At 68.3% G+C, this 23,421-nt stretch carries 21 protein-coding genes; 10 read left to right on the top strand and 11 right to left on the bottom strand.

Going from position 1 to position 23,421, the window contains the following annotated elements:
* The first annotated feature begins 49 nt into the window (after positions 1-49).
* The gene (locus tag ACO2RJ_RS15815; protein ID WP_423269078.1) at positions 50-1,282 is read left to right on the top strand and encodes an OpgC family protein; all 1,233 of its coding nucleotides are present in this window, start codon (positions 50-52) and stop codon (positions 1,280-1,282) included.
* Positions 1,283-1,452: 170 nt separating this feature from the next.
* On the top strand, positions 1,453-5,007 hold the full coding sequence (pyc, locus tag ACO2RJ_RS15810; RefSeq protein ID WP_423269076.1) for a pyruvate carboxylase: 3,555 nt from the start codon (positions 1,453-1,455) through the stop codon (positions 5,005-5,007).
* 7 nt (positions 5,008-5,014) lie between these two features.
* Here pyc and ACO2RJ_RS15805 read toward each other — a convergent pair whose 3' ends face one another.
* Positions 5,015-6,274 (bottom strand): glycosyl hydrolase family 8, encoded by a 1,260-nt coding sequence (locus tag ACO2RJ_RS15805; RefSeq protein WP_423269074.1) that lies wholly within the window; start codon positions 6,272-6,274, stop codon positions 5,015-5,017.
* 144 nt (positions 6,275-6,418) lie between these two features.
* On the opposite strand from ACO2RJ_RS15805, the gene ACO2RJ_RS15800 reads away from it, so the two are divergent.
* The gene (locus ACO2RJ_RS15800; RefSeq protein WP_423269072.1) at positions 6,419-7,150 is read left to right on the top strand and encodes a hypothetical protein; all 732 of its coding nucleotides are present in this window, start codon (positions 6,419-6,421) and stop codon (positions 7,148-7,150) included.
* Positions 7,151-7,156: 6 nt separating this feature from the next.
* Here ACO2RJ_RS15800 and ACO2RJ_RS15795 read toward each other — a convergent pair whose 3' ends face one another.
* A complete protein-coding gene (locus tag ACO2RJ_RS15795) occupies positions 7,157-8,038 on the bottom strand; it encodes a metallophosphoesterase family protein (RefSeq protein ID WP_423269071.1) in 882 nt (293 codons plus the stop codon).
* 63 nt (positions 8,039-8,101) lie between these two features.
* On the opposite strand from ACO2RJ_RS15795, the gene ACO2RJ_RS15790 reads away from it, so the two are divergent.
* Positions 8,102-8,569, top strand: coding sequence for an NUDIX domain-containing protein (locus tag ACO2RJ_RS15790; protein ID WP_423269070.1), 468 nt, complete (start codon positions 8,102-8,104; stop codon positions 8,567-8,569).
* Positions 8,570-8,579: 10 nt separating this feature from the next.
* Here ACO2RJ_RS15790 and ACO2RJ_RS15785 read toward each other — a convergent pair whose 3' ends face one another.
* On the bottom strand, positions 8,580-9,560 hold the full coding sequence (locus ACO2RJ_RS15785) for a glutathione S-transferase family protein (protein ID WP_423269069.1): 981 nt from the start codon (positions 9,558-9,560) through the stop codon (positions 8,580-8,582).
* A gap of 248 nt (positions 9,561-9,808) precedes the next feature.
* Here ACO2RJ_RS15785 and ACO2RJ_RS15780 point away from each other — a divergent pair, with 248 nt between their 5' ends.
* A complete protein-coding gene (locus ACO2RJ_RS15780) occupies positions 9,809-10,309 on the top strand; it encodes a GNAT family N-acetyltransferase (RefSeq protein ID WP_423269068.1) in 501 nt (166 codons plus the stop codon).
* Positions 10,310-10,319: 10 nt separating this feature from the next.
* Here the strand turns inward: ACO2RJ_RS15780 and ACO2RJ_RS15775 are convergent, their stop codons facing one another.
* The 6 genes from ACO2RJ_RS15775 to ACO2RJ_RS15750 all read right to left on the bottom strand — a co-directional run bounded on the left by ACO2RJ_RS15775 (position 10,320) and on the right by ACO2RJ_RS15750 (position 18,256).
* Positions 10,320-10,634 (bottom strand): hypothetical protein, encoded by a 315-nt coding sequence (locus tag ACO2RJ_RS15775; RefSeq protein WP_423269067.1) that lies wholly within the window; start codon positions 10,632-10,634, stop codon positions 10,320-10,322.
* 80 nt (positions 10,635-10,714) lie between these two features.
* Complete coding sequence (locus tag ACO2RJ_RS15770) at positions 10,715-11,386, bottom strand: MarC family protein (protein WP_423269066.1); 672 nt, start codon at positions 11,384-11,386, stop codon at positions 10,715-10,717.
* Between the two features lie 25 nt (positions 11,387-11,411).
* On the bottom strand, positions 11,412-13,493 hold the full coding sequence (locus tag ACO2RJ_RS15765; protein ID WP_423269065.1) for a hypothetical protein: 2,082 nt from the start codon (positions 13,491-13,493) through the stop codon (positions 11,412-11,414).
* 13 nt (positions 13,494-13,506) lie between these two features.
* Complete coding sequence (locus ACO2RJ_RS15760) at positions 13,507-16,332, bottom strand: DUF4159 domain-containing protein (RefSeq protein WP_423269064.1); 2,826 nt, start codon at positions 16,330-16,332, stop codon at positions 13,507-13,509.
* Positions 16,329-17,240 carry a DUF58 domain-containing protein gene (locus ACO2RJ_RS15755; protein ID WP_423269063.1) on the bottom strand — a complete coding sequence of 304 codons (912 nt, stop codon included), beginning with the start codon at positions 17,238-17,240 and terminating at the stop codon, positions 16,329-16,331. The genes ACO2RJ_RS15760 and ACO2RJ_RS15755 overlap by 4 nt, the downstream gene beginning before the upstream one ends.
* A 5-nt stretch (positions 17,241-17,245) precedes the next feature.
* A complete protein-coding gene (locus ACO2RJ_RS15750; protein ID WP_423269062.1) occupies positions 17,246-18,256 on the bottom strand; it encodes an AAA family ATPase in 1,011 nt (336 codons plus the stop codon).
* 236 nt (positions 18,257-18,492) lie between these two features.
* Between ACO2RJ_RS15750 and ACO2RJ_RS15745 the strand changes: the two genes are divergently transcribed.
* From ACO2RJ_RS15745 to ACO2RJ_RS15730, 4 genes are read left to right on the top strand one after another with little or no spacing between them, the layout of a single operon-like run.
* Complete coding sequence (locus tag ACO2RJ_RS15745; protein ID WP_423269061.1) at positions 18,493-19,092, top strand: DUF1285 domain-containing protein; 600 nt, start codon at positions 18,493-18,495, stop codon at positions 19,090-19,092.
* Positions 19,080-19,739: an NUDIX hydrolase gene (locus ACO2RJ_RS15740; RefSeq protein ID WP_423269060.1), complete on the top strand. Its 660-nt coding sequence runs from the start codon at positions 19,080-19,082 to the stop codon at positions 19,737-19,739. The genes ACO2RJ_RS15745 and ACO2RJ_RS15740 overlap by 13 nt, the downstream gene beginning before the upstream one ends.
* Positions 19,736-20,011, top strand: a complete 276-nt coding sequence (locus ACO2RJ_RS15735; protein WP_423269059.1) for a DUF6111 family protein — start codon at positions 19,736-19,738, stop codon at positions 20,009-20,011. Before ACO2RJ_RS15740 ends, ACO2RJ_RS15735 begins: the two co-directional genes overlap by 4 nt.
* A complete protein-coding gene (locus tag ACO2RJ_RS15730) occupies positions 20,008-21,246 on the top strand; it encodes a CCA tRNA nucleotidyltransferase (protein ID WP_423269058.1) in 1,239 nt (412 codons plus the stop codon). Before ACO2RJ_RS15735 ends, ACO2RJ_RS15730 begins: the two co-directional genes overlap by 4 nt.
* Positions 21,247-21,248: 2 nt before the next feature.
* Here ACO2RJ_RS15730 and hemF read toward each other — a convergent pair whose 3' ends face one another.
* Both hemF and ACO2RJ_RS15720 read right to left on the bottom strand, forming a co-directional pair.
* Positions 21,249-22,130, bottom strand: a complete 882-nt coding sequence (gene hemF, locus ACO2RJ_RS15725; RefSeq protein ID WP_423269057.1) for an oxygen-dependent coproporphyrinogen oxidase — start codon at positions 22,128-22,130, stop codon at positions 21,249-21,251.
* Positions 22,131-22,162: 32 nt separating this feature from the next.
* Entirely contained in the window at positions 22,163-22,636 is a 474-nt protein-coding gene (locus tag ACO2RJ_RS15720) for a tRNA (cytidine(34)-2'-O)-methyltransferase (RefSeq protein WP_423269056.1), read from the bottom strand.
* A gap of 186 nt (positions 22,637-22,822) precedes the next feature.
* Between ACO2RJ_RS15720 and petA the strand changes: the two genes are divergently transcribed.
* Positions 22,823-23,383: a ubiquinol-cytochrome c reductase iron-sulfur subunit gene (gene petA / locus ACO2RJ_RS15715; protein ID WP_423269055.1), complete on the top strand. Its 561-nt coding sequence runs from the start codon at positions 22,823-22,825 to the stop codon at positions 23,381-23,383.
* Positions 23,384-23,421 lie beyond the last annotated feature (38 nt).

Here is a 23,421-nt window from a genome sequence, read left to right as displayed (position 1 = left end):
TTGAACAGACGCCGTCCGTGGCGACCGCCCGAATCCCGACGGAGCTCGAATGGCGCAGGCCGAATCCTCGAACGCCGTGCCCGACGCCGCGCCCGCGACGTCGCTGCGCGACTGGCGCATCGATTTTTGGCGCGGGCTCGCGATCGTCTTCATCTTCTGGAACCACTCCGTCGACAATGTCATGAGCTGGTTCACGACGAAGTATCTGGGCCTGTCGGACTCTGCCGAGCTGTTCGTGTTCCTCTCGGGCTACGCGATGGCGAGCATGTTCCTCGCCAAGTTCCTGAGCCGGCCGGTGATGGCCATGCCCTATGCGGTGAGCCGCGCCTTCACGCTCTATCTGCACCACCTCGCGGCCTTCATCGTGATCGCCACGCTGGCGGCTCTCTATCGCGAGTATCTCGGATCGAGCGTGATGGAGCGAGATCTGTTCATCCGCCCGTTTCTCGGGGCCACCAACACCGTGCTGCCGAAACTCGCCATGCTCGCCTACCTGCCGCCGCTGCTCGATATTCTGCCGCTCTACATCCTGCTGACGCTGCTCGTGGGCGTACTGTTTTTCGCGTTTCGAGACAGCTGGCGCTACTACTTAATCTTCGCCGCTGTGGTCTGGGCCTTCGCGATGGTGACGGGCGTGACGCTCTCGTCCTATCCAGACACGCGCCTGTGGACCTTCAATCCTTTCGCCTGGCAGGCGGTGTTCCTGGTCGGCTTCGTCACATGCGTAGCGCGCGACGAGCCCTGGCTCAGGCGCGTCGTCGAGTCGCCCGTGACGGTCGCGCTTTCGATCACGATCGTGACCGTCGGCTTCGTCGCGGCTGCCCCCTGGGCGACGCTCGGCCTCCTGCCGTGGCGGCCGCTGAGCCTCATCACGGACTATGCAGACAAGGCCAACGCCTCGCCGATCCGCCTGATCCATTTCCTCGCGCTCGCCCATCTTGCGACGGTGCTGGTCAAGCGCGACCATCCGCTGGGCAGCTCCACTTTCGGGCGGTGGATGGTGCTGATTGGCCGCCGCAGCCTGCCGCTGTTCGTGATCTCGACGGTCTTCGCCGCTATGAGCCACGGCGTGTTCGACTGGTTCGGCAAGTCCGCCCCGGTCCAGATCGCCTATTCGGTCGGAATGGCGGGCGTGCTGGTCGGCCTCGCGGTTATCGCCGATGCGCTGGGCCGCGCCACCCGCGGCGGGGGCGGCGCGGCCTCGGGCCCGAACAGGGCGCCGAGAAAGGCCCCCGAAACGAGCGTCTCCGCGTGTGACCTCGCGCCAGCGCCCTCGCGCTGAGCCGCGTTCCCGGACGCGCCTCGGCGCGCCTGAAGACCGCGCTCTGCTCGATGCCGTCGTCTCAAACGTCGCAGGCCGCGGCGCGCGCTTGCGTGGGGTACGCAAATGCGAAGACTGGGACATGGTCAGGGTCCTGGCCGTCGTCTGCTTCGTCGAGGATCGCCGCGCCCATGAACGCTAGCGTATCGCCCGCGCCCCGCACGATCACCAAGCTGCTCGTCGCGAATCGTTCCGAAATCGCGATCCGCGTCTTCCGGGCCGCGGCCGAACTCGGCATTCGAACGGTCGCGGTCTATGCGGAAGAGGACAAGCTCTCGCTTCACCGCTTCAAGGCTGACGAAGCCTACCAGGTCGGCCGCGGCATGGGTCCGCTCGAGGCGTATCTGTCGATTCCCGAAGTGATTCGGGTCGCGATTGACGCGGGCGTCGACGCGATCCATCCCGGCTACGGCTTCCTCTCCGAAAGCCCGGAGTTCGCGGAGGCCTGCGCCGAGGCGGGGATCCTGTTCATCGGCCCCTCGCCGGACACCATGCGCAAGCTCGGCAACAAGGTCGCCGCGCGCAATCTGGCGGAGAGTTGCGGCGTGCCGGTCATGCCGGCGACCGAACCCCTGACCGACGACAAGGACGCCAACGTCGCGGCGGCGGAGGCGATCGGGCTGCCTGTGATGCTCAAAGCGTCCTGGGGCGGCGGCGGGCGCGGCATGCGCGTGATCCGCGACATCGCGAAACTGCCCGGCGAAGTGACCAACGCCAAGCGCGAGGCCAAAGCCGCCTTCGGCAAGGACGACGTCTATCTCGAAAAGCTCGTCGAGCGGGCCCGGCATGTCGAGGTGCAGATCCTCGGCGACCGGCATGGCAACGTCGTCCATCTGTTCGAGCGCGACTGCTCGGTGCAGCGACGCCATCAGAAGGTCGTGGAGCGCGCGCCTGCGCCCTATCTCGACGCCGAGCGACGCGCGGAGCTCTGCGAGAGCGCCCTCAGGATCGCGAGGGCCACCGACTATGTCGGGGCCGGCACGGTCGAGTACCTCATGGACGCCGACACCGGCGACTTCTACTTCATCGAGGTCAATCCCCGCATCCAGGTCGAACATACGGTGACCGAGGTCGTCACCGGCGTCGACATCGTGAAGGCCCAGATCAAGGTGATTGAGGGGGCCGCGATCGGAACGCCGGCGTCCGGCGTTCCGGCTCAGGCCGACATCCGACTCAACGGCCACGCCCTGCAGTGCCGCATCACCACCGAGAATCCGGAGGACAACTTCATCCCGGACTACGGCCGCATGTCGGCCTATCGCGGCGCGATGGGATTCGGCATCCGCGTCGACGGTGGCACCGCCTATTCCGGCGCGGTCATCACCCGCTTCTACGACCCGCTGCTGGAGAAGGTGACCGCCTGGGCGCCGACCGCCGAGGAGGCGTGCCTGCGAATGAGCCGGGCGCTGCGGGAATACCGGATCCGCGGCGTCGCGACCAACCTCGCCTTCCTCGAGAACGTGGTCGAGCATCCGACCTTCCTCGCCGGCGAGACGATCACCCGCTTCATCGACGATACGCCGGAGCTGTTCGCCTTTGATAGGAAGCAGGATCGCGCCACGCGTCTGCTGACTTATGTCGCGGACGTCTCCGTAAATGGGCACCCCGAGACCAAGGACCGCGTCCGGCCGAAGGCCGGCGCGCGCGTTCCCTCGCCGCCGCGCTTCGCCGAAGCGAAGACGTCGCGTTCGCCCGACGCGGACGACGGGCCGGCGAGCGGCAGATCGGCCCCCCCGCTCGAGGTCGGAGCGGGCGCGGGCAAGCTCGAGGCCGGCACGCGCCAGAAGCTCGAGAAGCTCGGACCGAAGAAGTTTGGCGAGTGGATGCGCGCCGAGAAGCGCGTGCTCGTCACCGACACGACGATGCGCGACGCGCATCAGTCGTTGCTCGCCACTCGCATGCGCACCTTCGACATAGCCGCGGTCGCCGGCTCCTATGCGCAAGGGCTGCCGAATCTGCTCAGCCTCGAATGCTGGGGCGGCGCGACGTTCGACGTCGCGATGCGCTTCCTGACCGAAGACCCTTGGGAACGGCTCGCGAAAATCCGCGAGGACGCGCCAAACCTGCTGCTGCAGTGCCTGGTGCGCGGATCGAACGGCGTCGGCTACGCGAACTATCCAGACAATGTCGTCGCGCGTTTCGTGAAGCAGTCGGCCGCGCAGGGCATGGACCTGTTCCGCGTGTTCGACTGCCTCAACTGGGTCGAGAACATGCGCGTCACGATCGACGCGGTGTGCGAGGCCGACCGGATCTGCGAGGCCGCGATCTGCTACACCGGAGACATCCTCGATCCGGCGCGGGTGAAATACAGCCTGAAGTACTATGTCGGCCTCGCCCTGGAGCTGGAGAAGGCCGGCGCGCATGTGCTGTGCGTGAAGGACATGGGCGGATTGCTGAAGCCCTCCGCCGCCGGCCTCCTGATCCGGACGCTGCGGGAAGAGGTTGGGCTCCCCGTGCACCTGCACACTCACGACACGTCGGGACTCTCCGCGGCGACGCTGCTGGTCGCGATCGAGGCCGGCGTCGATGCCGTCGACGCGGCGATGGACTCGCTGTCCGGGATGACCTCGCAGCCGTGTCTCGGCTCGATCGTGGCTACGCTGAAAGGCGGTCCGCGCGATACCGGGCTCGACGCCGAGGCGATTCGCGAAATCTCGCTCTACTGGGAGGCCGCTCGCGCGCAATACGCCGCATTCGAAAGCAATCTGCTGGCGCCCGCTTCGGAAGTGTATCTGCATGAGATGCCGGGCGGGCAGTTCACCAACCTCAAGGAGCAGGCCCGCTCCATGGGGCTGGAGGGCCGCTGGAACGAGGTCGCGAAAACCTATCGAGACGTCAACGACATGTTCGGGGACATCGTGAAGGTGACGCCCACCTCTAAGGTCGTGGGCGACATGGCGCTCGTCATGGTCTCGGCTGGATTGACCCGCGCCGAGGTCGAAGATCCGGCGGTCGAGGTGTCCTTCCCCGAAAGCGTCGTCCAGCTCATGAAGGGCGAGCTTAGCCAGCCGCCCGGCGGCTTTCCGGAGAAGATCCAAAACAAGGTGCTGAAGGGCGAGAAGCCGCTGACGGAACGGGCCGGTTCGCTGATGCCGCCCGCGGATTTCGACGCCGTGCGCGCCGAAGTTGAGGAGAAGATCGAGCGTAAGGTATCGGACGTAGAACTCGACTCTTATCTAATGTATCCAAAGGTTTTCGTCGATTTCGCCGCCGCAGAGAAAAAATATGGGCCCGTCTCCACGCTGCCCACGCCGGTGTTTTTCTACGGTCTCACGCCTGGGGAAGAGATCTCGGTCGAAATCGAGCGCGGCAAGACCCTCATCGTCCGCTGCGTGGGGGTGGGCGAGACCGACGAGGAAGGCCAGGTGAAGGTCTTTTTCGAGCTGAACGGCCAGCCGCGGATCATCAAGGTGCCGAACCGCTCGGCCGCGAACGTCCGTGAGGCCCGACGCAAGGCGGAGGAGGGCAATCCGAGCCATGTCGCGGCGCCCATGCCTGGCGTCATCTCCACGGTCGCCGTCAAGCCCGGCCAGCAGGTCGCGCAGGGCGACGTGATCTGCTCGATCGAGGCGATGAAGATGGAGACGGCGCTGCACGCGGAATGCGCCGGCTCGGTCAAGGAGGTGCTCGTCACGGCGGGCACCCCGGTGGACGCCAAGGATCTTCTGGTCGTGATCGCGGAATGACGCCGCGTTATGGCGTCAGCCAGTTTCGGGACACCGCCAGCATCGAGAGCAGCTTGAGGCTGTCGGGATAGTAGCCGTCCTGGGGCGCCTTCACCATTCGCCGCCATAATGCGGTTAGCCACCCGCGCGCGTTCGGATCGCTCATCGCGGCCACCGCGAAGGGCGGCACGAAAGACATGGTCTGGTAGCCGACGAGCTGCCGTCCGGCGAGCGTATAGCCATCGCGGATCCCGGCGGGGTCGCCGTCCGTGCGCTCGCGGATCCACTCGCTGATGCGCCGGGCGGGGCCCTTCGAGCGCGGATCGCCGCTGATGGCCGCGTCGAGGCCGATGCGCCAGGGGTCGCGGCAGGCGTTGTAGGAGTAGCGTCCGTCGTGGTCGCCTTCGAGGAAGCGCGGCGGCGCGGGCCGCGGGCGGACGTTCGAATTGACGTAGAAGTCGGACAGGAGCCCGGTCTCGGGCGCGTAGGCGTTCTGCACATAGTCGATGGCGTAGAGATGCGCGTCGAGGACTGGGGTCCAGGCCGCCCGGGAGGCCTTGCGGGCGAAGGCCCGAAAATGGTCCGGCATCCAGTCCGAAGAGCGCGTCGCATAAAAGTACTTCGAGCTCTCCCCCACCGTCGTCACCCAGTCGCCAAGATTGGTGAGCTTGGTCGACTCGTTGATGTTGCTGCGCTTGATGGCTGCGATGATGCGCTTGGCGGCGACAAGGTAGTTGATGTCGCCAGAAGAGCCCCACTGCTTGTGGGCGAGCAGAAGCGCGTAGGCGACGTCCATGTCGCCGTCGGTCGCAGAGTCCGTCCCAAAGATGCTCTTGCAATCCGCGTCCTGCGCGTAGGCCATCAGCCAGCGGTCGATGTGGCTGGGATGGGCGAGATTGTAGCGGTGCAGCCCATTGAACAGCGTCTGCGCCTGCGGATCGTGGCCGGCCATCATCGCCACGATCAGCATGCCGTAGCCCTGGCCTTCCGACACGACCATGGCGCCGCGGTCCGTGTCGGCTTTGACGTAATACTGGCCCGCGGCGCAGCCCCTCTTCAGGTAGGAGGCCTTCCAGAGATCGTAGAAGGCGGCCGTCTGCGCATCGAGCGTCGCCTGCGGAACGGCGGGCTTGATCGCCCCTGCAGCGTAACGCTGGCTGTGACCTCCGAAAGGGTGCGCAGGCGGGGCCTGTGCGGCGGCGAGACTGGAGAGACACAAGGCAAGGCCGCAAAGGAGCGCCGCCGAGGTCAGGCGCAGCGGGGCGAAACGTGCTGCCGCGAAGGCCATGGATACCAGTCTCCGATCGCGCCGGCGGCGAAGCCGTCTTCGAACAGTGTAGCGGGTTCGGGCGCCGACGCGATATCAGTAGCGCTACGTAGCAAGGACGGAGACGTGTATGACGAGCGCGCCCGACTCACTGGCGCCGCGCCCATGCGCTATTCTGCCATGATGTCTGACGAGACTTCGAAGACCGACGACGTCCCAGCGGCGCGGAGCGGGAGCGCGCTGCGCGACGCGCTGCGGCGCGCGCGGGCCGAGGCCGCGGAACGGACCGATGTGGTGATCGATTTGCGGCAAGCGGAGATCGCCCGGCTCGAGATTATGCGCGACGCGCTCGCGCCGCTGTTTGCGTCCGTGCCGTCGGACGTGGATCTGTTCGACGTCGGCCTCGTGCCGGGAGAGCGGCCGCGCCTGTTCGTCGATATGGTGGCGTTCGTCGAAATGGGCCGCGATCGCAGATCCTATCGCTTCATGCGGGACGGCCGGAACGGCCGGGTCGTCGTCGCCGAGAGCGAGCAGGTTGGGCCGATTGTCGAGGCGGTGACCGACTATGTCGCGCGCCGTCTGGTCGAGCGCGAGCGCCTGCTCGTCGATCAGGAGAGGTTTTCCCTCCCGATGACCGTCGCCATCGCGACCGCCGGGGCCGAGACTCCGGCGGAGAGGTCGGCCGGCGGTCACCCGCTCCGGGCGCAGCCGTCTGTCGCGCCTGTGTCGGATCCGGTTCCTTCGCCGGCCGCGATGACTGCTCCGAAGCCGCGCAGCCGCTGGCTGCGGGCGCTGGCCATCCTGTTCGCGTTCGGTCTCGGCGGCGCGCTCGGCGCTGCGGTGGTCGCGGGCGTCATCGTCGCCGCCGCGAAGGGAATGCTGCCCAATCTGGGCTGAGGGCGTTCAGGCGATCCGGAACCGCGCCAACTCGCCGACCGCGCCGTCGGCCTGCAGCCCTCGCGCCGTCGCCTCGCAGGTCCAGGCGCCGGGCGCGCCGCCGACGTCGTAGAGATTATACGCGGCCGGCGGTTCGTGGCTCATAGGTCCGGTTGAACAGGAGGGCACGGCCACGACCGGTATGGCGCCGTCCGGTCCCGGCACGCTCGCCTGGGCCGGCTCGTGATTGTGCCCGTGAAGCACGAGTTCCGCGCCGTCGCGCGCGAGAATGGCGCGGAGTTCCGCGGCGTCCCGCAGCCGCCGCAGCCAGGGCGTGCCGTCCTCGGCGACGGGATGATGCACCAGCACGATCCGGAACAGTCCCTCTTCCTTCAGTCCGCGGAGCATCGGCCCCAGCGCGTCGCGCTGGATCGGGCCGACCTCGCCGGTCGCCGCCAGCGGCGCGGTCGGGACGGCCGAGGAGAGGCCGATCAGCGCGACCAGCCCGTGACGCCGGATGAAGGGAAAGCCGACCCGCCCATCGTCGCTCGACATATGCGCGCCCCATACCCGCCCCGGCGCGCCTGCGACGTTGCGGACATAGGCGTCGTGATTGCCGGGGATCGCCGCGACTCTCTCGGGCGGTCCGAGACGCCCGAGGAACACCGCGGCCGGCACGAATTCGGCATCGAGCCCGAGATTGGTCAGATCGCCGGTGACGGCAACCGCATCCGGCTGCTCGTCGACGAGGTCGGCGACCAGCCGGTCAAGCACCGACATGTCGTGCCAGCGGCGGCGACGGCGAAAATAATTAATCGCGCCGAGTCCCCGCTTCGACATCATGTCGAACGGCGAAAACTGTGGGAGGGGCCCGAGATGGGGATCGGAAAGGTGAGCGACGACGGTCATGCCCCGCTTTATAGCGGCCCTGAGACGACTCGCCCACGACCGGAAGGCGACGGGCGGCAGGCCATGGCGTCGCGCAGCGTCCGCATGAGGCGGGCCCTGATCGCGCGCGCGGTGCGGGCCCTTCGCGGCATGACGCTGGGCGCACGGGCGCTCGCGATCGACGAGGCCGACCGGGTCATGCTGGTGCGTCACGGCTACGAGCCGGGCTGGCACTTTCCCGGGGGCTCGGTGGAGATCGGCGAACTCGCCGAAGCCGCCGCGGCGCGCGAACTGCTCGAGGAGACGGGCGTCGTCGCCGAGAGCCAGCCGCGGCTGCTCGGCCTGTTCTTTAATCCGGCTTTCGGAGGTCGCGACCATGTCGCCTTGTTCCGGATCGAGCGCTTCTCGCTTGGGCCGAAGCCGGCCTCGTCCCGGGAGATCGTCGAGAGCGGGTGGTTCGCGCGCGACGACCTGCCGGACGGCGCGACGCCCGCGACCCGCCGCCGGCTCGCCGAGCTGTTCGACGGCGCTGAGCCGACCGGCTGGTGGTGAGCCTAGTCCGTTAGCCCACCGGGTCGCGGCGATGGGGCGCGTCGAGGTCAATCTGGGGCCCGATCGGGATGATCCGGGTCGGGTTGATCGTCGGATGCGACCAGTAATAGTGCGCCTTGATATGCGCGAAATCGATGGTCGGCTTGACGCCCGGCCACTGATAAAGCTCACGCAGATAGCCCGACAGGTGGACGTAGTCAGCGATCCGCCGCAGGTTGCACTTGAAGTGGCCGACATAGACCGGATCGAAGCGCACGAGCGTGGTGAACAGCCGCCAGTCCGCCTCCGTCGGCTGGTCGCCGATCAGGAAGCGGCTCGACCCGAGGCGCGCGTCCAAGGCGTCGAGCTCTTCGAACAATGCGGCGAAGGCTTCCTCATAGGCGCCCTGCGACGTCGCGAAGCCGGCCTTGTAGACGCCGTTGTTGACTCGGTCGTAGATGCGGTCGTTCAGCGCATCGATCTCGGGCCTCAGGGCCTGCGGGTAGAAGTCGGCTTCGTCGCCCGTCAGCGCGTCGAAAGCCGAATTGAACATCCTGATGATGTCGGCGGATTCGTTCGAGACGATCATCGATCGCCGCGAGTCCCAGAGCGCGGGAACGGTGACGCGGGTCGTCACATTCGGCTTGGCCTTAAGATAGACCTCGTAGAGCCGCCGCGCCCCGTTGGTCTCGTCCGGCGTCGCGCCGGGAAAGTCGCCGAAGATCCAGCCTTCGTCGCCCATACGGGGATCGACGACATGGACCGGGATGAGCCCCTGCAGCCCTTTCAGCGCGCGGAAGATCAGCGTGCGGTGCGCCCAGGGGCAGGCCAGCGAAACATAGAGCCGGTAGCGCCCCGCTTCCGCCGGGAAGCCACCCTCGCCAGAGGGTCCTGGCGCGCCATCGGGCGTGACCCAGTTTCGGAACTGCGAGGCGTCACGTTCGAAGCGCCCCCCGGTCTTCGACGTGTCGTACCATGCGTCCCGCCACACGCCGTCGACCAGCAGACCCATGAAGCTCTTCTCCTGTCAGGCCCGATGACCTAGGGCGATCCGGCGCCGAGACGATCAGCGCTGGCGGGAAGGCGGGCGCCATGCTATGCGGCCGCCGTCATGAGGTTCTCGTTCGACGCTCCTACGCGACGAAGCGGCGGCCGGCGCTCACCAGCGCCAGCCCGCGCCGTCTGACCTTGCGCGCCTGAGGGGCGAGCGGCGGGCGCGCGGTTCGCCTTCTCGATGACCTGCCTGTCCTGAGCGCCGCCATGACCTCTCTTCCGCTTGCCATCCTCCACGAGCAGCCCGGCGACGCGCCGGCGATCGACCGCCTCCAGGAGCGCGCCTTCGGGCCGGGCCGGTTCGCACGTTCCGCCTACCGGTTGAGGGAGCGCTCGGTCCCGATCGCCGCGCTGTCCTTTGTCGCGCGAGTGGGGACCCTTCTTGTCGGTTCGAACCGGATGTGGCCGATCGAGATCGGAGACGCTCCGGCGCTGTTGCTCGGCCCTCTGGTGGTCGACCCAGCCTTCCGCAGCCGCGGCGTGGGACGCGCGCTGATCGACGCGTCGCTGGACGCGGCCGTCTCCCACGGCCATCGACTCGTGATGCTGGTCGGCGACGAGCCCTATTATGGGCGCCTCGGCTTCTCGCGCATCCCGACCGGCGTCGTGACGCTGCCGGGGCCGGTCGATCCAGAGCGGATGCTGTGGCGTCCGCTCGTAGACGGCGCGGAGCAGGGCGTGCTGGGGGAGGCGCGCCAGGCCTGGTGAAGGGCCATGCTCAGCAGGCGAGCGTCTCGACCATTTCAAGAAGCGCGCCGATCACGACGAGGAACAGGCCGACCGGAACGATGAACAGGCCGATGAGGTACTTCAGGGTCGAGATTCCGAAGTCCACGACCTTCCAACCGAACTCCTTGGTGGCCTTGCCTTGCCCGCAGGAGGGCTCGTCCTTGTCCTGAGCGCTCAGCCACGCGAGCGAGGCCGGCGCCGCCGAGGCGGTTCCGACGCCGGGCGCCGGCTGCGGGAGACCGGAGAGCGCAAGGCCGAGAAGGCAGACGAGGACGCGCAGGACCGCGGCGTTCCGTCGAAGCATGGGGTGACCTCTCCTGAATTTCCGAAGGGTCTTCGCGCTTCGGCGCGCGGATGACAAGCTCGCGAGCGAGGGCCGGCGCGTCACCGCGCGTCCGCGAAGCCCAATCGCAGCGCGTCTGTGACGCCGATCAGCATGATCTGCACCCCCACGCACAGCAGCAGAAAGGCGGCGAGCCGGGCGATCACTCTCACCCGAGACGAGCCAAGTAGCGACGTGATCCAGTCGGCCCAGCCATAGGACAGCCAGATCGACGCCGAAATCGCCAGAGCCGCGGTCGATGCCCCGAGAGCGAAGGACGCGAACTCGACCGGATCTTCCGGGCGGCTCGCGCCGAGCGCGATCGCGACCGAGATGGTGCCGGGACCGGTCGTCAGCGGCATGGTCAGCGGAAAGAACGCGACGTCCTCCGAGCCCATGGCCTCGCCGGCCTGGCTCTGCTTGCGCGCCTCGTTCCGTTCGCTGGAGAACAGCAGCGTCCAGGCGCTGGTCGCCACGACTAGCCCGCCCGCTATTCTGAGCGCTTCGATGGTGATGCCGAAAAAGTTGAGGACGTAGACGCCAAGCCAGAGGGCGCCGAGCATCACCAGTGCGGCGTAAACGCCGATCCTGCGCGCCAGCACCAGCCGCTGGGCGTGGGTGCGGTCCGCCGTCACCTGCGAAAAGATGAGCGCGCCGCCCATCGGGTTGACGATGGAGAACAGCGCGGATCCCGTCAGCAGGAAGCTTTGGACGACGTCGAGCCACCACTCCATGGCGCGGAACCTCAATGAGCCGCGGTCATCGCCCTTCGCGCGCCCAGGTCGCGGCGAAGGCGCCAATGAGCAGAAGCAGGCCGAGGACGCCGGCGAAGACCGGCAATATCCCGATGCCGCGCACTACGGTGGTCTCGGCCTTGCGGAAACCGATCCAGTCGGCGCCGAAAGCGCGCGACCCGGCGCTGACGGCGACGATTCGTGGAAGGTCCAGTTCGCCGTCGGCCTCGGGAACAACCCGACGGGCGACGCCTCCAGTCGCAGCTGCGATTGGTCCAACGCGCGCGGCCGTGCTTGCGACCTCCGCGAACTCGCGAGGGTTGGGGGGACCGACATTGACGAGCGTCGAGAAGACGCCGTCGGCCGCGCGGTGTAGCCCCAATTCGGGCGTCTCAAGGACGCCGCGCCACAGGCCTGGCTCCGCTTGCGTCAGGGTCACCTCGCGGGTCGCGCCCGACGGCAGGGTGACGGTGACTGGCGCCGCTTCATCCTTGAGGGTCTGACGTTCGATGGTAACGGTGCGGCCTGTGGCCTTGGCGCGCAGCGCTTCCTCCTCCAAGTCTGGCTCCTGCATCAGCCAGTGCGAGAGACGGCGCAACAGGTCGACATGCGGGCCGCCGCCCGCCAAACCTCGCGCCCACAGCCAGGCGTGGTCGGAGAGCAGTAGGGCGACCCGGCCCTTGTCTTCGCGCGCGAGCACGAGCAGCGGCCTCTCCTCGGGCCCGTTCAGCACGGCCTCGCCCTCGCGCAGGCGCGAATCGACCATGCGAAACCACGGCGCCCATGTCGGCTGGCCATTGGCGGGACCGGCGCCCGGCAGGCCGCGCGTGACGGGATGCTTGCGCCCGACGGCGGAGAGTTCGGCCTTGAACTGCCGTTCGACAACGCCGCCCATCGGCTCGGCCGGCAGCACTTGGGCAAGCGGCGTCTCGTAGAGCGAGCCGGGCTCGGAATAGTCCGGACCGCCGGCGACGAGCACGGCGCCGCCGTTCTGCACGTAACGGGCGATGTTCTCGAAATAGATGATCGGCAGGATGCCCTGGCGGGCGTAGCGATCGAAGATGATCAGGTCGAACTCGTCGATCTTCTGCGCGAACAGCTCGCGGGTCGGGAAGGCGATCAGCGACAGCTCGTTGATCGGCGTGCCATCCTGCTTCTCCGGCGGACGCAGGATGGTGAAGTGCACGAGGTCCACGCTGGCGTCGGCCTTCAGGAGATTGCGCCAGGTCCGCTCGCCCGCATGCGGCTCGCCGGAGACCAGCAGCACGCGCAACTTTTCCCGCACGCCGTCGATCGGCAGCACGGCGCGATTGTTGACGGTGGTGATCTCCTGGCCGGCGTCCTCGGCCTCAATCTCGATGAAGTTGACCCCGGCGTGCGCGATCGGCGCGTCGATGGTCGCGACCTCGCCGGGAAGGACTTCGAGCCGCTGAATCTCCTCGCCGTCGCGCCGCACGACGACCGGGATCGGCGCGCCAAGGCCGCGGCCGACCTGATCCACCCGGAAGCCGATGCGCTGCGTCTGGCCGACAATGCCAAAGCGCGGCGACAGCGTCAGCGCGACGCGCCGGTCTCGCTCGTCCGGTCGGCCCGTGATCAGCGCGTGCAGAGGGGCGGAGAAACCGAGATCGCGCATGTCGGGCGGCACGTCGTGAATCACGCCGTCGGTCACGAACAGCGCGCCCGCGAGACGCTCCGGAGGCACGTCGGTGATCGCGTTGCGCAGCGCGGCGAACAGCTCGGTGCCGTCCGTCGCAGACGCTCCGTCCTGGCCAGCCTCGATCCATCGCACCTCGGTGTCCGGCAGGTCGGCGAGCCTCTGCTCGATCTGACGGCGAACCTCGTCGGTCTGCTCCTTGCGCCGATCGAGGGTCTGGCTGCCCGAACGGTCGACGACCACCGGCAGCACGCTGGTCAGTGTCTCCCGATCCTCCCGGGTGAAGGAGGGGTTCGCGAGAGCAAGCAGCAGGCAGCCGATGGCGCCCGCTCTGAGCCACGCGCCGCGGGTCTTTCCCAGCACGCAGAGCGCGACCGCGAGGAGACCCGCGACGGCGAGCGCGGCCAACGCCGGCCAGGGGATCAAAGGCGCGAAGGCGACGTCTATCATGAGCTGGAGGCCCTCACTGTCCGAGCCTTTCGAGCAGCGCCGGGACGTGGACCTGATCCGCCTTATAATTCCCCGTCAGGGTGTACATCACGATGTTGACGCCCACCCGATAGGCCATTTCGCGCTGGCGCTCGTCGCTCGAGGTCGGGAATAGCGGCTGTCCGTCCGAGCCGACCGCCCATGCGCCGGCGAGGTCGGCCGCGGTGATCAGAATCGGCGAGACGCCGTCGCCCGCGCGCGCCGGACGTTCCTCTCCCTCATCTGCCGGCGGCAGCGACTCGACCCAAAGCGGGCTTCCCGAGTATCGGCCGGGAAACTCGTCCAACAGGTAGAAGGCCTTCGTGAGCACATGGTCGGGCGGCACCGGCTCCAGCGCCGGCACGTCGAGGCCCGCGAGCAGCCGTTTCAACGTCTCGTTCTGGGCGCCGGCCGTCGCCGTGAGGGCGTCGCGGGTGTCGAACAGAACGGTGCCGCCTTGTTTCATGTACGCGTCGACGCGCGCCAGCGTTTCGGGGGAGGGCGGTTCGGCGCCGTCCACAACCGGCCAGTAGAGCAGCGGGAAGTAAGAGAGCTCATCGCGCGAGGGGTCGATCGCCATGGGCGAGCCGGGCTCCAGAGCGGTCCGGGTAGCGAGGGTCTGCGTCAGCCCTTCTAGCCCCGCCTTGCTGATCCGATCGGTCTCGAAATCGCCGGTCGAGACATAGGCGAGCCGCGTGGTGAGCGTCGACTCCAGCGCGAACCGCTCGTCGATCTCGGGCCTCGACGGCGCCTGCTGCGCAAGCCCCGGCGAGGCGGACATGGTGAGCGCAAGTCCCATCCCGATCAGAGCGACAGCGGCTGCGCTCCGCCGGCGGCCGATCAGCGCGGCGCCGCCTGCAAGAAGGAACACGATCAGACTGTCGAGAATCGCCGCCAGGGCCGCCACCGTGAACAGCCAGGGCGCGATTGGCGTTGGCTCGGCCGCCGTCACGCCCGAGACAACGGCGTCCAAGCCCGCGAGATCGAGCCGCTGGAGCCGAGCGTCGGCGGGAAGCGTGTTGATCGCGACTCCGGCGTCCAGCGCGCCGTAGAAGCCCGGCGGGTTGTCGCCGGTCGCCGCGGGCCGACCTTCGGACGGCGCGGGACGAGCGGTCGCCGGCGGGCTGCGGAACGCGCCGAAGCCGTCGAGCGTGCGGGTCGGAGACGCTGTGGCGGGCTTCCCGGTCGGCGCGCCGGCCTCGCTCGCGCTCGATCCTTCAGAGGATTTCGGCGCGGGTCCCGATCCCGACAGATCGACGACGCGTTTCAGCATATCGACGAATACGCCCGACAGAGGAAGGTTCGACCAGCGGGTGTCGGACGTCACGTGGAAGAGCACGGATATTCCCTTGCCCTGCCGCGCTCCCGTGACGAGCGGCGTGCCGTCTCCGAGCGTCGCCCAGACCCGATCTGGCAGGTCGGCGTCGGGCTCGGCTAGCACTTGACGGTTGACCAGCACGTCCTTGGGGGCGGCGAGCGGCGCGAAGGGGCCGGAGGCGGCAAAGCTTGCGAGCGGCTGAGGCGTCTCCCAAGCGAGCGCTCCGCCCAGGATGCGGCCCCCCTGCCTGAGGCGCACAGGCGACAGGTCATCCTCCGGCGCGCCAGCGAGGCGTGGCCCTGCGAAGCGGATGAGCACGCCGCCGTTCCTGACCCATTCGGCGAGCTTGCCATGCGCCTCCGCAGTAAGCGCGCCGACGTCGGCGAGCACGATTACGGGCAACTTGTCGGCCACGAAGGCTTCGACCGCCTGGCTCGCACCCTGGGCCCGCGCCTCCCGGACATCCGCGAAGGGCTTCAGCGCGCGGGCGACGTAGAAGGTCGGCGACAACAGGGGCTGGGCGACATCGGTGGTCGCGCCTGTCACGAGGCCGACCGTCCGCCGCCGCGATCGCTGGTCGAGCAATTGCACCGCGCCGGCGGTGGTCGCTCCGGCGATTTCGAGCCGTGCGATGTCGTTGCGAAGCTCCACGGGCAGGTCGAACGTGGCCACCGCCTCCCGTTCGCCGAGGCTGAAACCGGCGTCGACCTCCGCGAGCGGCCGGCCCCGCAGATCGGAGGCGCGAACGCGAAACGGCTCGGCGCCGGCCGCCTCGGCGCGAAGGGCTTTGACCGTCAGGCCGGCGGCGGCGTTCTCGGCGGCGGCGAGGCCGCGCGCGGTGCGGCTCGGATCGATGCGAACGGCGAGCGGCCGGGAGCCGAGCGACGCCTTCAGACCTTCCGCGAAGGCGCGCGCGTCGCCCTGCGCCAGACCGTCGGCGATCCAGAGGGCCTCGGCCTGCGGGTTCGCCCTGAGGAACGCCTCGATCGGCGCAAGCAGCGGGCGGCGCTCCGGCGCATAGGGTTCGGGCTGGATGACGCGAAGACGCGCGCGCGCGTCTTCGGCGGTCGAGAGCCCGATGTCGCGCGGGCGGTCGCTGGAGGCGACGACCGCGACCGGACGCTCGGCGTCGCGCGCGGCGGCGATCGCGGCGTCGGCGGCGTCGCGTCGCGCTTCCCAGTCCGGAGCCGACGCCCAGCCATTGTCGAGGACGACCAGCAAGGGTCCGGAGCCTTCCGTCGTCCTGAGCGTCGGATTCCAGACCGGTTTGGCCAGCGCCACGATGATCAAAGCGGCGAGCGCCAGGCGCAGCAGCAAAAGCCACCACGGCGTCTTGACCGGCGTCTCGCGCTTGGCGACGACATCGAGCAGCAGTCGCATCGGCGGAAACGGGACTTTGCGCGGCCGCGGAGGCACGATCCTCAACAGAAGCCACAGGGCCGGCAGCGCAAGCAGCGCCGTCAGCAGCCAGGGGCTCAGAAACGCCAGCGGCAGCGCGCTCATCGGAGAGCCTCGCCCAGGCGCTGGTGGAGCGCGAGCAGGGGCTCGGTCGCCGGGCGGTCGGTGCGGTGAATGATGAAGCTCCAGCCGTGACGGCGAGCGGTTTCAGCGAGCGCCGCGCGATGGCGGGCGAGTCGCTCGGCGTAGCCCTGACGCCAGTCTTGAGCGCGGCCGGCCGTGATCGTCATGCCGCCGTCGGGGTCAAGGAATTCGGTGCGTCCGGTGAAGGGGAAGCTCTCTTCGATGGGGTCGGTGATCATCACCATGTGGCCTCGGCCGCCGCGCGCCGCGAGGCTTGCGACCACCTTCGCGGTCTCCTCCTCCGGCGCCAGCAAGTCGCCGATCAGCACCGCTTCGGCGAGGCGGGCGATCGGCGCATCGGCGGGTGGGAGGTGGCTGTCGTCTCTCCCTGCGAAAGCCAGAGACTCCGCGAGCCTCTCAATGGCGAGGCGGCTCGCGGTCGGCCGCGTTACGCCGAGCAGCCCGACGCGTTCGCCGCCGCGCACGAGCAGGTCGGCGAGCGCAAGCCCAAGCACAACGGCGCGCTCGATCTTCGGAGTCTCCGCGAGGCTCGAGCGGAACGCCATGCTGCGGGAGCGGTCGATCCAGATCCAGACGGTGTGCGCCGCCTCCCATTCCTGCTCACGGACGTAGAGATGATCGTCCCGGGCCGAACGCCGCCAATCCACCCGCGCTGCCGCGTCGCCCATGTCGAAGCGGCGAAACTGCCAGAAGTTCTCTCCGACGCCGGAGCGACGGCGTCCGTGGAGACCGTGGACGACTGTCGCCGACGCCCGGCGGGCGGCCACGAGTAGGCGTGGCAGCGAGCCGGCGAGATCGAGCGCCGCTTCCTCGTGGCGCGCGGAAACTCGCGTGTCGTCTGATTCGATCAACTCGGCGCGAACCGCCATCCGGATCAGCCGAGCCGCTCGACGAGCTTCGCCACGACGCCTTCCAGGGTGTCCCCGGAGGAGCGCGCGGAGAAGGTCAGCGCCATGCGGTGCTTCAGGACGGGGGCGGCCAGCGCGGCGACATCGTCGATCGACGGCGCAAATCGCCCGTCAAGCAGCGCGCGGGCGCGCACGGCGAGCATGAGCGACTGGCTGGCGCGGGGACCCGGCCCCCAGGCGATCTTCTCGGCGACCGAGGTCTCGGCCGTCTCGGGGCGGGCGGAGCGCACGAGGTCGAGGATCGCCTCGACTACGGATTCGCCGACGGGCAGCCGCCGGACCAGACGCTGGGCGCTCATGAGGTCGTCGGAGGTCATGGCCTGGCGCGCCTTGATCTCCTCCGAGCCGGTGGTCGCGAGCAGAATACGGCGCTCCGCGTCGCGCGACGGATAGTCGACGTCGATCTGCAGCAGGAAGCGGTCGAGCTGGGCTTCAGGCAGGGGATAGGTGCCCTCCTGCTCCAGCGGATTCTGGGTGGCGAGCACGTGGAACGGGCGCGGTAGGTCGTGGCGCTGGCCGGCGACCGTAACATGGTATTCCTGCATCGCCTGCAGCAGCGCCGACTGGGTGCGTGGGCTCGCGCGGTTAATCTCGTCGGCCATCAGCAACTGCGCGAAGACTGGGCCCGAGATGAAGCGGAACGAGCGCTTGCCGTGCGCGTCCTCTTCCAGCACCTCGGAGCCGAGAATGTCGGACGGCATCAGGTCGGGCGTGAACTGGACCCGCTTCGCATCGAGACCGAGAACCGTGCCCATGGTTTCGACGAGTTTGGTCTTCGCGAGGCCAGGCAAGCCGACGAGCAGGGCGTGCCCGCCGCAGAGGATGGTCAGGAGCGCCTGGTCGACCACCTTGTCCTGCCCGAAGATGATCTCGCCGATGGCGGCGCGCGCGGACGCGACGTGACCGCCGATCGCCTCGGCCCCGCGCACGATGGCGGCGTCGAGATCGGTGGCGGTTTCGTTCGCAGCCTGGGTCATTCCATTTCTCCTCGAGGCGCGACGCGCGATCTCAGGACTAGGGCGCATCGGACGACCGTATGACGTGCGATGCAAGTCGCAGGCCCCGACCCGCCGCCGAAGACGGTGAATCGCAGCCCTTATCCCCGCCCGTCGGACGCCATAAGTTCGATCGGCCCTGCTGGATCACGCAAAGTGCACAAAGGGGCGAGACGATGGCCCTGCTGCGACCGGATCGAAGGAGTTTCCCCGACGCCATGTCCGACGAGGCTGACACGGGGCCCGCAGCCGAGCCTGCCGGCAATCGCATGAGCGCCCTCGCGGCGGCGGCGAGCGAAGCGTGCGCACGGGGCCCAGCTCCCGTCCATCTCTGGAAACCCGAACGTTGCGGCGCGCTCGATCTCGTGATCAAGGCGGACGGGACCTGGCTCTATGAGGGAACGCCGATCGGTCGCCCGGCGCTGGTCAAGCTGTTCTCGACGGTGCTTCGGCGCGATCGCGAAGGCTATGTGCTCGTGACGCCCGCCGAAAAGCTCTCCATCACCGTTGAGGACGCGCCCTTCGTCGCCGTCGAGATGGCGAGCGAGGGCGACGGCGCCGAACGCTCTTTGCGGTTTCGCACCAACGTCGACGAGGTGGTCGACGTCGGCCCTGAACATCCCCTGAGGTTCGAAGAGGACGCCGCGGGCGGTTTCCGGCCCTACCTGCATGTTCGATCCGACCTCTGGGCGCTGGTGGCGCGCTCGGCGGTCTACGATCTCGTCGATCTCGGCGAGGAGCGTCGCCCCGGCGTGTTCGGTGTGTGGGCGGGGGGCGTCTTCTTCCCAATGGGCGAGGCCGCGGCGTGGCGCAGCTGATGAAGACCAGCGACGCGCAGATCGCGGAACGTGCGACGTCGCTCGTCGACTTCCGCCGCCGGGCGGCGGCTGGGCTGCTGAAGTCACCGCCTCATCCGGATGACCCCGAGACGGTAGTGGTCGGGGAATATGCGTTGCTCGCCCCCGATCATGTCCCGCGCGAGGCGGCGGTGCTGGTCGGCGTGGTGGCGCGCGACGAGCCGCGCCTCCTATTCACCAGGCGCGCCGAGGACCTGCCCGTCCACGCCGGCCAGGTTTCTTTTCCCGGCGGCAAGCGCGAGGCCTTCGACGCCTCCCCGTTGGACGCCGCCCTGAGGGAGGCTGAGGAGGAGGTCGGACTCGACCGAGCGCTCGTCCGCCCGCTCGGCTATCTCGACCTCTACGTGACCAATTCCGGCTTCGGCATCATCGGCGTGGTCGCCGAAATCGATCCCGGCTACCAGCTGACGTTGTCGCCGGGGGAGGTCGCCGACGCTTTTGAGGTCCCGCTCGACTTTTTGATGCGGACGGAGAACCATCGCGTCGAGATGCGGGAATGGCAGGGAGGGATGCGCGAAATTCATCACATGCCTTGGCAGGATCGCCATATCTGGGGCGTGACCGCAGGATTGCTGATGAACCTCTACGACAGGCTGTACGCCTCATGAGCCGCATCGCGTTTCAGCTGCTACTGTTTCTGCTGCCCTTCGCGCTCTACGCAGTGTGGCTGCATCTGACCGCGCGCGGCTGGCGGGCTCCCGAGCATTGGCGGGGCATACCTCTGATCTGGCTGTTCGTAGCCGGCGGCGCGCTGACGCTGGCGAGCCTCGCCGCGCTCGCGCTCACGACCGGCGGATCGACGAGAGCGATCTATGAGCCCGCGCATATGGAGAACGGCGTTTTCGTGCCGGGCAGACTGTACGAACCCGAACCGAAATGACGGCGATCGTCGCCCGTCTTCCCGACGTCGACTGGCTCGCCGAACCCCCGTTATCGGCCCTTCTGGCAACGCTCGACGGCGGCGGCGAGGAGACCCGGATCAACGGCGGCTCCGTACGTGACGCGTTGCTGGGACTGCCACGCGGCGACGTCGATCTCGCGACGACCGCGACCCCCGATGTCGTGGTCGCCCGCGCAGCCGCCGCCGGCTGGAGGACGGTCCCAACCGGGATCGACCACGGCACCGTGACCGTGGTGATCTCCGGCCGACCGTTCGAGGTGACGACGCTGCGCCGCGACGTCGCCACCCACGGGCGGCGCGCGACCATCGCCTTCACCCGCGATTGGGCAGAGGACGCCCGACGGCGCGACCTCACGATCAACGGCCTGTTCGCCGATCGCGAAGGCCGCGTCTACGATCATGTCGGCGGCCTCGCGGATCTTCGCGCAGGCCGCGTTCGTTTTATCGGCGACGCTCGCGAGCGAATCCGCGAGGACTATCTCCGAGCGCTCCGCTTCTTCCGGTTCCACGCCCGCTACGCAGAGGGACCCATTGATCGCCAGGGCTTCGCCGCGGCCATCGCCGAGCGAGACGGCCTGGCGACGCTGTCGGCGGAGCGCGTTCGCGCCGAGCTCCTGAAACTGTTGGTCGCGCCTCGTGCGGCCGAGACCGTCGAGACGATGGCCGGCGCCGGCCTGTTCGCCATTCTGATCGGCGGCGTGCCGCGGCCCAGCCGGTTCGCCGCTTTCGTCGCGCGGGACGGCGCCGCGCCCGACGCGCTGCTGCGCCTCTCAGCGCTCGCACAGGCGACTTCAGAGGACGCGGCGCGGCTGCGGAAGCGGTTGCGGCTCTCCAACGCCGAGGGCCGACGCCTCGACGCGATCGGCGATCGGACGCCGTTTCTCTCGCCGGCGACGGAAGAGGCGGCGGCGCGACGGCAAATCTACGTTCTTGGGGCTGAAGCGTTCCGCGATCGGGTCCGGCTGGGATGGGCCGAGGATGGCGCCGGATCAGACGATAACTCCTGGCAGGAATTGCTGACGCTTCCCGACCGATGGTCCAGGCCGAAGCAGCCGGTCAGCGCGGCGGAGCTGCTGAAGCGTGGCGTGCCCGCCGGCCCGCGAATGGGACGAACGCTCAGGGCGATCGAGGCGGCGTGGATCGCGGCCGGTTTTCCGGACGACCCCGGGTCGCTGAACAAGTTGATCGAGGGGGCGATTTCAGGCGCCGAGTAATCTCACGGCCACGCCGCGTGCGGCGGCAGCGAGGACAGGATTGAGGCGACGTTCCCCCCGGTCTTCAGCCCGAAGATCGTGCCGCGGTCGTAGAGCAGATTGAACTCGACATAGCGGCCGCGGCGCACGAGTTGCTCAGCGCGATCGGCTTCGGTCCAGGGCGTCGCGAGGTTCGACCGCAGGATTTCGGGATAGACGTCGCAAAACGTCTCGCCGACCGAGCGGGTGAAGGCGAAATCGGCGTCGAAGTCGCCGCTATCCAGCCAATCGTAGAAGATCCCGCCAATTCCGCGCGGCTCGTTGCGGTGCTTGAGATGGAAGTACTCGTCGCACCAAGCCTTGTATTTCGGATAGTCCGCCACCGGGTGGCCCTCGCAGGCCCGCGCCATCGCGGCGTGGAAGGCCTTGGCGTCGGAATCCTCCTGCGTGCGGCGCCGGTCTAGGACGGGGGTAAGGTCGGCGCCCCCGCCGAACCACGCGCGGCTCGTGACCACGAAGCGCGTGTTCATGTGAACTGTGGGGCAGTTCGGGTTCAGGGGATGAGCGATCAGCGAAATCCCGGAGGCCCAGAAGCCCGGCGCGTCCATAGCGCCCGGAATATCCTTGCGGAATTCGGGCGCAAACTCCCCGAACACGGTCGAGACATGGACGCCGACCTTCTCGAACACGCGACCCTTCATGAGCCCCATGACGCCGCCTCCGCCGTCGCCGCCCGCGTGATCGGTCCGGCTCCATGGCGTGCGCTCGAAGCGGCCGGGGGGCGCGTCGCCCCCGGCCTCGGCCTCGATCGCCTCGAACGCCCGGTGAAGGCGGTCGCGCAACGTCTCGAACCATGCTTTTGCGGCGGCTTTCTTGCCGTCGATGTCGACGAGTGACGGGATCATTGTCGGCCTTCCGGGCGAAGCGGACGATCCGTCTAAGCGGTTCCGGGCGCCTTGGGAAATCCGTCGGTCTGCCTGAGCGCTTCGCCCAACACGATCGCCCCGGCGACCGCCACGTTGAGAGAGCGGAATTCGGGGCGCATCGGCACGGCGACGCGCAGATCCGCGGCATCGTGGACCTGCGCGGGTACGCCAGCCGATTCGCGGCCGAGCATCAGCACGTCGCGATCTTCGAAAACGACGTCGAGATGACGCGTCGCGCCCCTCGCGGACAGCAGAACGAGCCGTCGGCCGGCGGACAGGCGATTGGAATCGAAGGCTGCGAAGGAGACGTGACGTTCGATCGCGACATGATCGAGATAGTCGAGCGCTGCCCGACGGAAGGCGCGGTCCGTCACGGGAAAGCCCGCAGGCTCTATGATGTCCACGGCGATCCCGAGGCAGGCGGCAAGCCGCAGCAGCGTGCCGGCGTTCTGGGGAATGTCAGGCTGATAGAGGGCAAGGCGCATGGCTTCGGCAGTCGATCACAAATTTCTTTGACCGTACCGCGATGCGACATCGTGTCTTAATCGCGGCGGACGGGTGGACAGTCCAAAAGTCGGGTGCGAAGTAGCCGTTGGTTTAAGAGCCATTCCAAAGGGCTCAGCCACGGCGCCGGGAACGGCCGGCGCAACCCATATGGGGGAGACGCCGACGTGACAGCGACCCATGACGCTCAAGAGCCGTCCAGGCGCGATTTTCTGTACATCGCGACGGGCGCGACGGCGGCCATAGGAGCTGGCTTCCTCGCCTGGCCTTTCATCGCGCAGATGAACCCGGACAGGGCCGCGCTCGCGCTCGCGTCCAGCGAGGTCGACCTCTCGCAGATCGCCGAAGGCCAGGTCGTCACGGTGAAGTGGCGGGGCAAGCCGGTGTTCGTCTGGAACCGCACCAAGGATCAGGTCGAAACCGCCAAGAGCGTCCCGCTCTCCGACCTGCCGGATAAACAGGCTCGCAACGAGAACATGCCCGGCGCCGACGCCTCCGACGTTAATCGTGCGGCCAAGGGCAAGGAGAACTGGCTCGTCGTCGTGGGCGTCTGCACGCATCTCGGCTGCGTGCCGATCTCGAATTCCGGTGATTTCGGCGGGTGGCTCTGCCCCTGCCATGGCTCCCATTACGACAGCTCCGGGCGCATCCGCCGCGGACCGGCGCCGGAGAATCTCCCGGTGCCCCCCTACGCCTTCGATTCCGACACCAAGATCAAGATCGGCTGACGCTTCGACGCGACTGGCGCCGGCCCAAGCCGGCGCGA

The sequence above is a fragment of the Hansschlegelia sp. KR7-227 genome, from assembly GCF_049446035.1.
In the GTDB taxonomy this organism is placed as follows: Bacteria; Pseudomonadota; Alphaproteobacteria; order Rhizobiales; family Methylopilaceae; genus Methylopila.
The sequence above is the reverse complement of the archived record's forward strand: the minus strand, read 5'-3'. Positions and strand labels throughout refer to the sequence as shown.

Excerpts from the sequence above, each read along its gene's own strand:
- ACO2RJ_RS15775 (WP_423269067.1), bottom strand. The coding sequence starts at position 10,634 with ATGCTTCGACGGAACGCCGCGGTCCTGCGCGTCCTCGTCTGCCTTCTC.
- hemF (WP_423269057.1), bottom strand. The coding sequence starts at position 22,130 with ATGATCCCGTCACTCGTCGACATCGACGGCAAGAAAGCCGCCGCAAAA.
- ACO2RJ_RS15745 (WP_423269061.1), top strand. The coding sequence starts at position 18,493 with ATGTCCGACGAGGCTGACACGGGGCCCGCAGCCGAGCCTGCCGGCAAT.
- ACO2RJ_RS15795 (WP_423269071.1), bottom strand. The coding sequence starts at position 8,038 with ATGACCGTCGTCGCTCACCTTTCCGATCCCCATCTCGGGCCCCTCCCA.
- ACO2RJ_RS15770 (WP_423269066.1), bottom strand. The coding sequence starts at position 11,386 with ATGGAGTGGTGGCTCGACGTCGTCCAAAGCTTCCTGCTGACGGGATCC.
- ACO2RJ_RS15760 (WP_423269064.1), bottom strand. The coding sequence starts at position 16,332 with ATGAGCGCGCTGCCGCTGGCGTTTCTGAGCCCCTGGCTGCTGACGGCG.
- ACO2RJ_RS15735 (WP_423269059.1), top strand. The coding sequence starts at position 19,736 with ATGAGCCGCATCGCGTTTCAGCTGCTACTGTTTCTGCTGCCCTTCGCG.
- ACO2RJ_RS15785 (WP_423269069.1), bottom strand. The coding sequence starts at position 9,560 with ATGGGTCTGCTGGTCGACGGCGTGTGGCGGGACGCATGGTACGACACG.
- ACO2RJ_RS15755 (WP_423269063.1), bottom strand. The coding sequence starts at position 17,240 with ATGGCGGTTCGCGCCGAGTTGATCGAATCAGACGACACGCGAGTTTCC.
- ACO2RJ_RS15815 (WP_423269078.1), top strand. The coding sequence starts at position 50 with ATGGCGCAGGCCGAATCCTCGAACGCCGTGCCCGACGCCGCGCCCGCG.
- ACO2RJ_RS15730 (WP_423269058.1), top strand. The coding sequence starts at position 20,008 with ATGACGGCGATCGTCGCCCGTCTTCCCGACGTCGACTGGCTCGCCGAA.
- ACO2RJ_RS15800 (WP_423269072.1), top strand. The coding sequence starts at position 6,419 with ATGCGCTATTCTGCCATGATGTCTGACGAGACTTCGAAGACCGACGAC.
- ACO2RJ_RS15720 (WP_423269056.1), bottom strand. The coding sequence starts at position 22,636 with ATGCGCCTTGCCCTCTATCAGCCTGACATTCCCCAGAACGCCGGCACG.
- pyc (WP_423269076.1), top strand. The coding sequence starts at position 1,453 with ATGAACGCTAGCGTATCGCCCGCGCCCCGCACGATCACCAAGCTGCTC.
- ACO2RJ_RS15780 (WP_423269068.1), top strand. The coding sequence starts at position 9,809 with ATGACCTCTCTTCCGCTTGCCATCCTCCACGAGCAGCCCGGCGACGCG.
- ACO2RJ_RS15790 (WP_423269070.1), top strand. The coding sequence starts at position 8,102 with ATGGCGTCGCGCAGCGTCCGCATGAGGCGGGCCCTGATCGCGCGCGCG.
- ACO2RJ_RS15805 (WP_423269074.1), bottom strand. The coding sequence starts at position 6,274 with ATGGCCTTCGCGGCAGCACGTTTCGCCCCGCTGCGCCTGACCTCGGCG.
- ACO2RJ_RS15750 (WP_423269062.1), bottom strand. The coding sequence starts at position 18,256 with ATGACCCAGGCTGCGAACGAAACCGCCACCGATCTCGACGCCGCCATC.
- ACO2RJ_RS15765 (WP_423269065.1), bottom strand. The coding sequence starts at position 13,493 with ATGATAGACGTCGCCTTCGCGCCTTTGATCCCCTGGCCGGCGTTGGCC.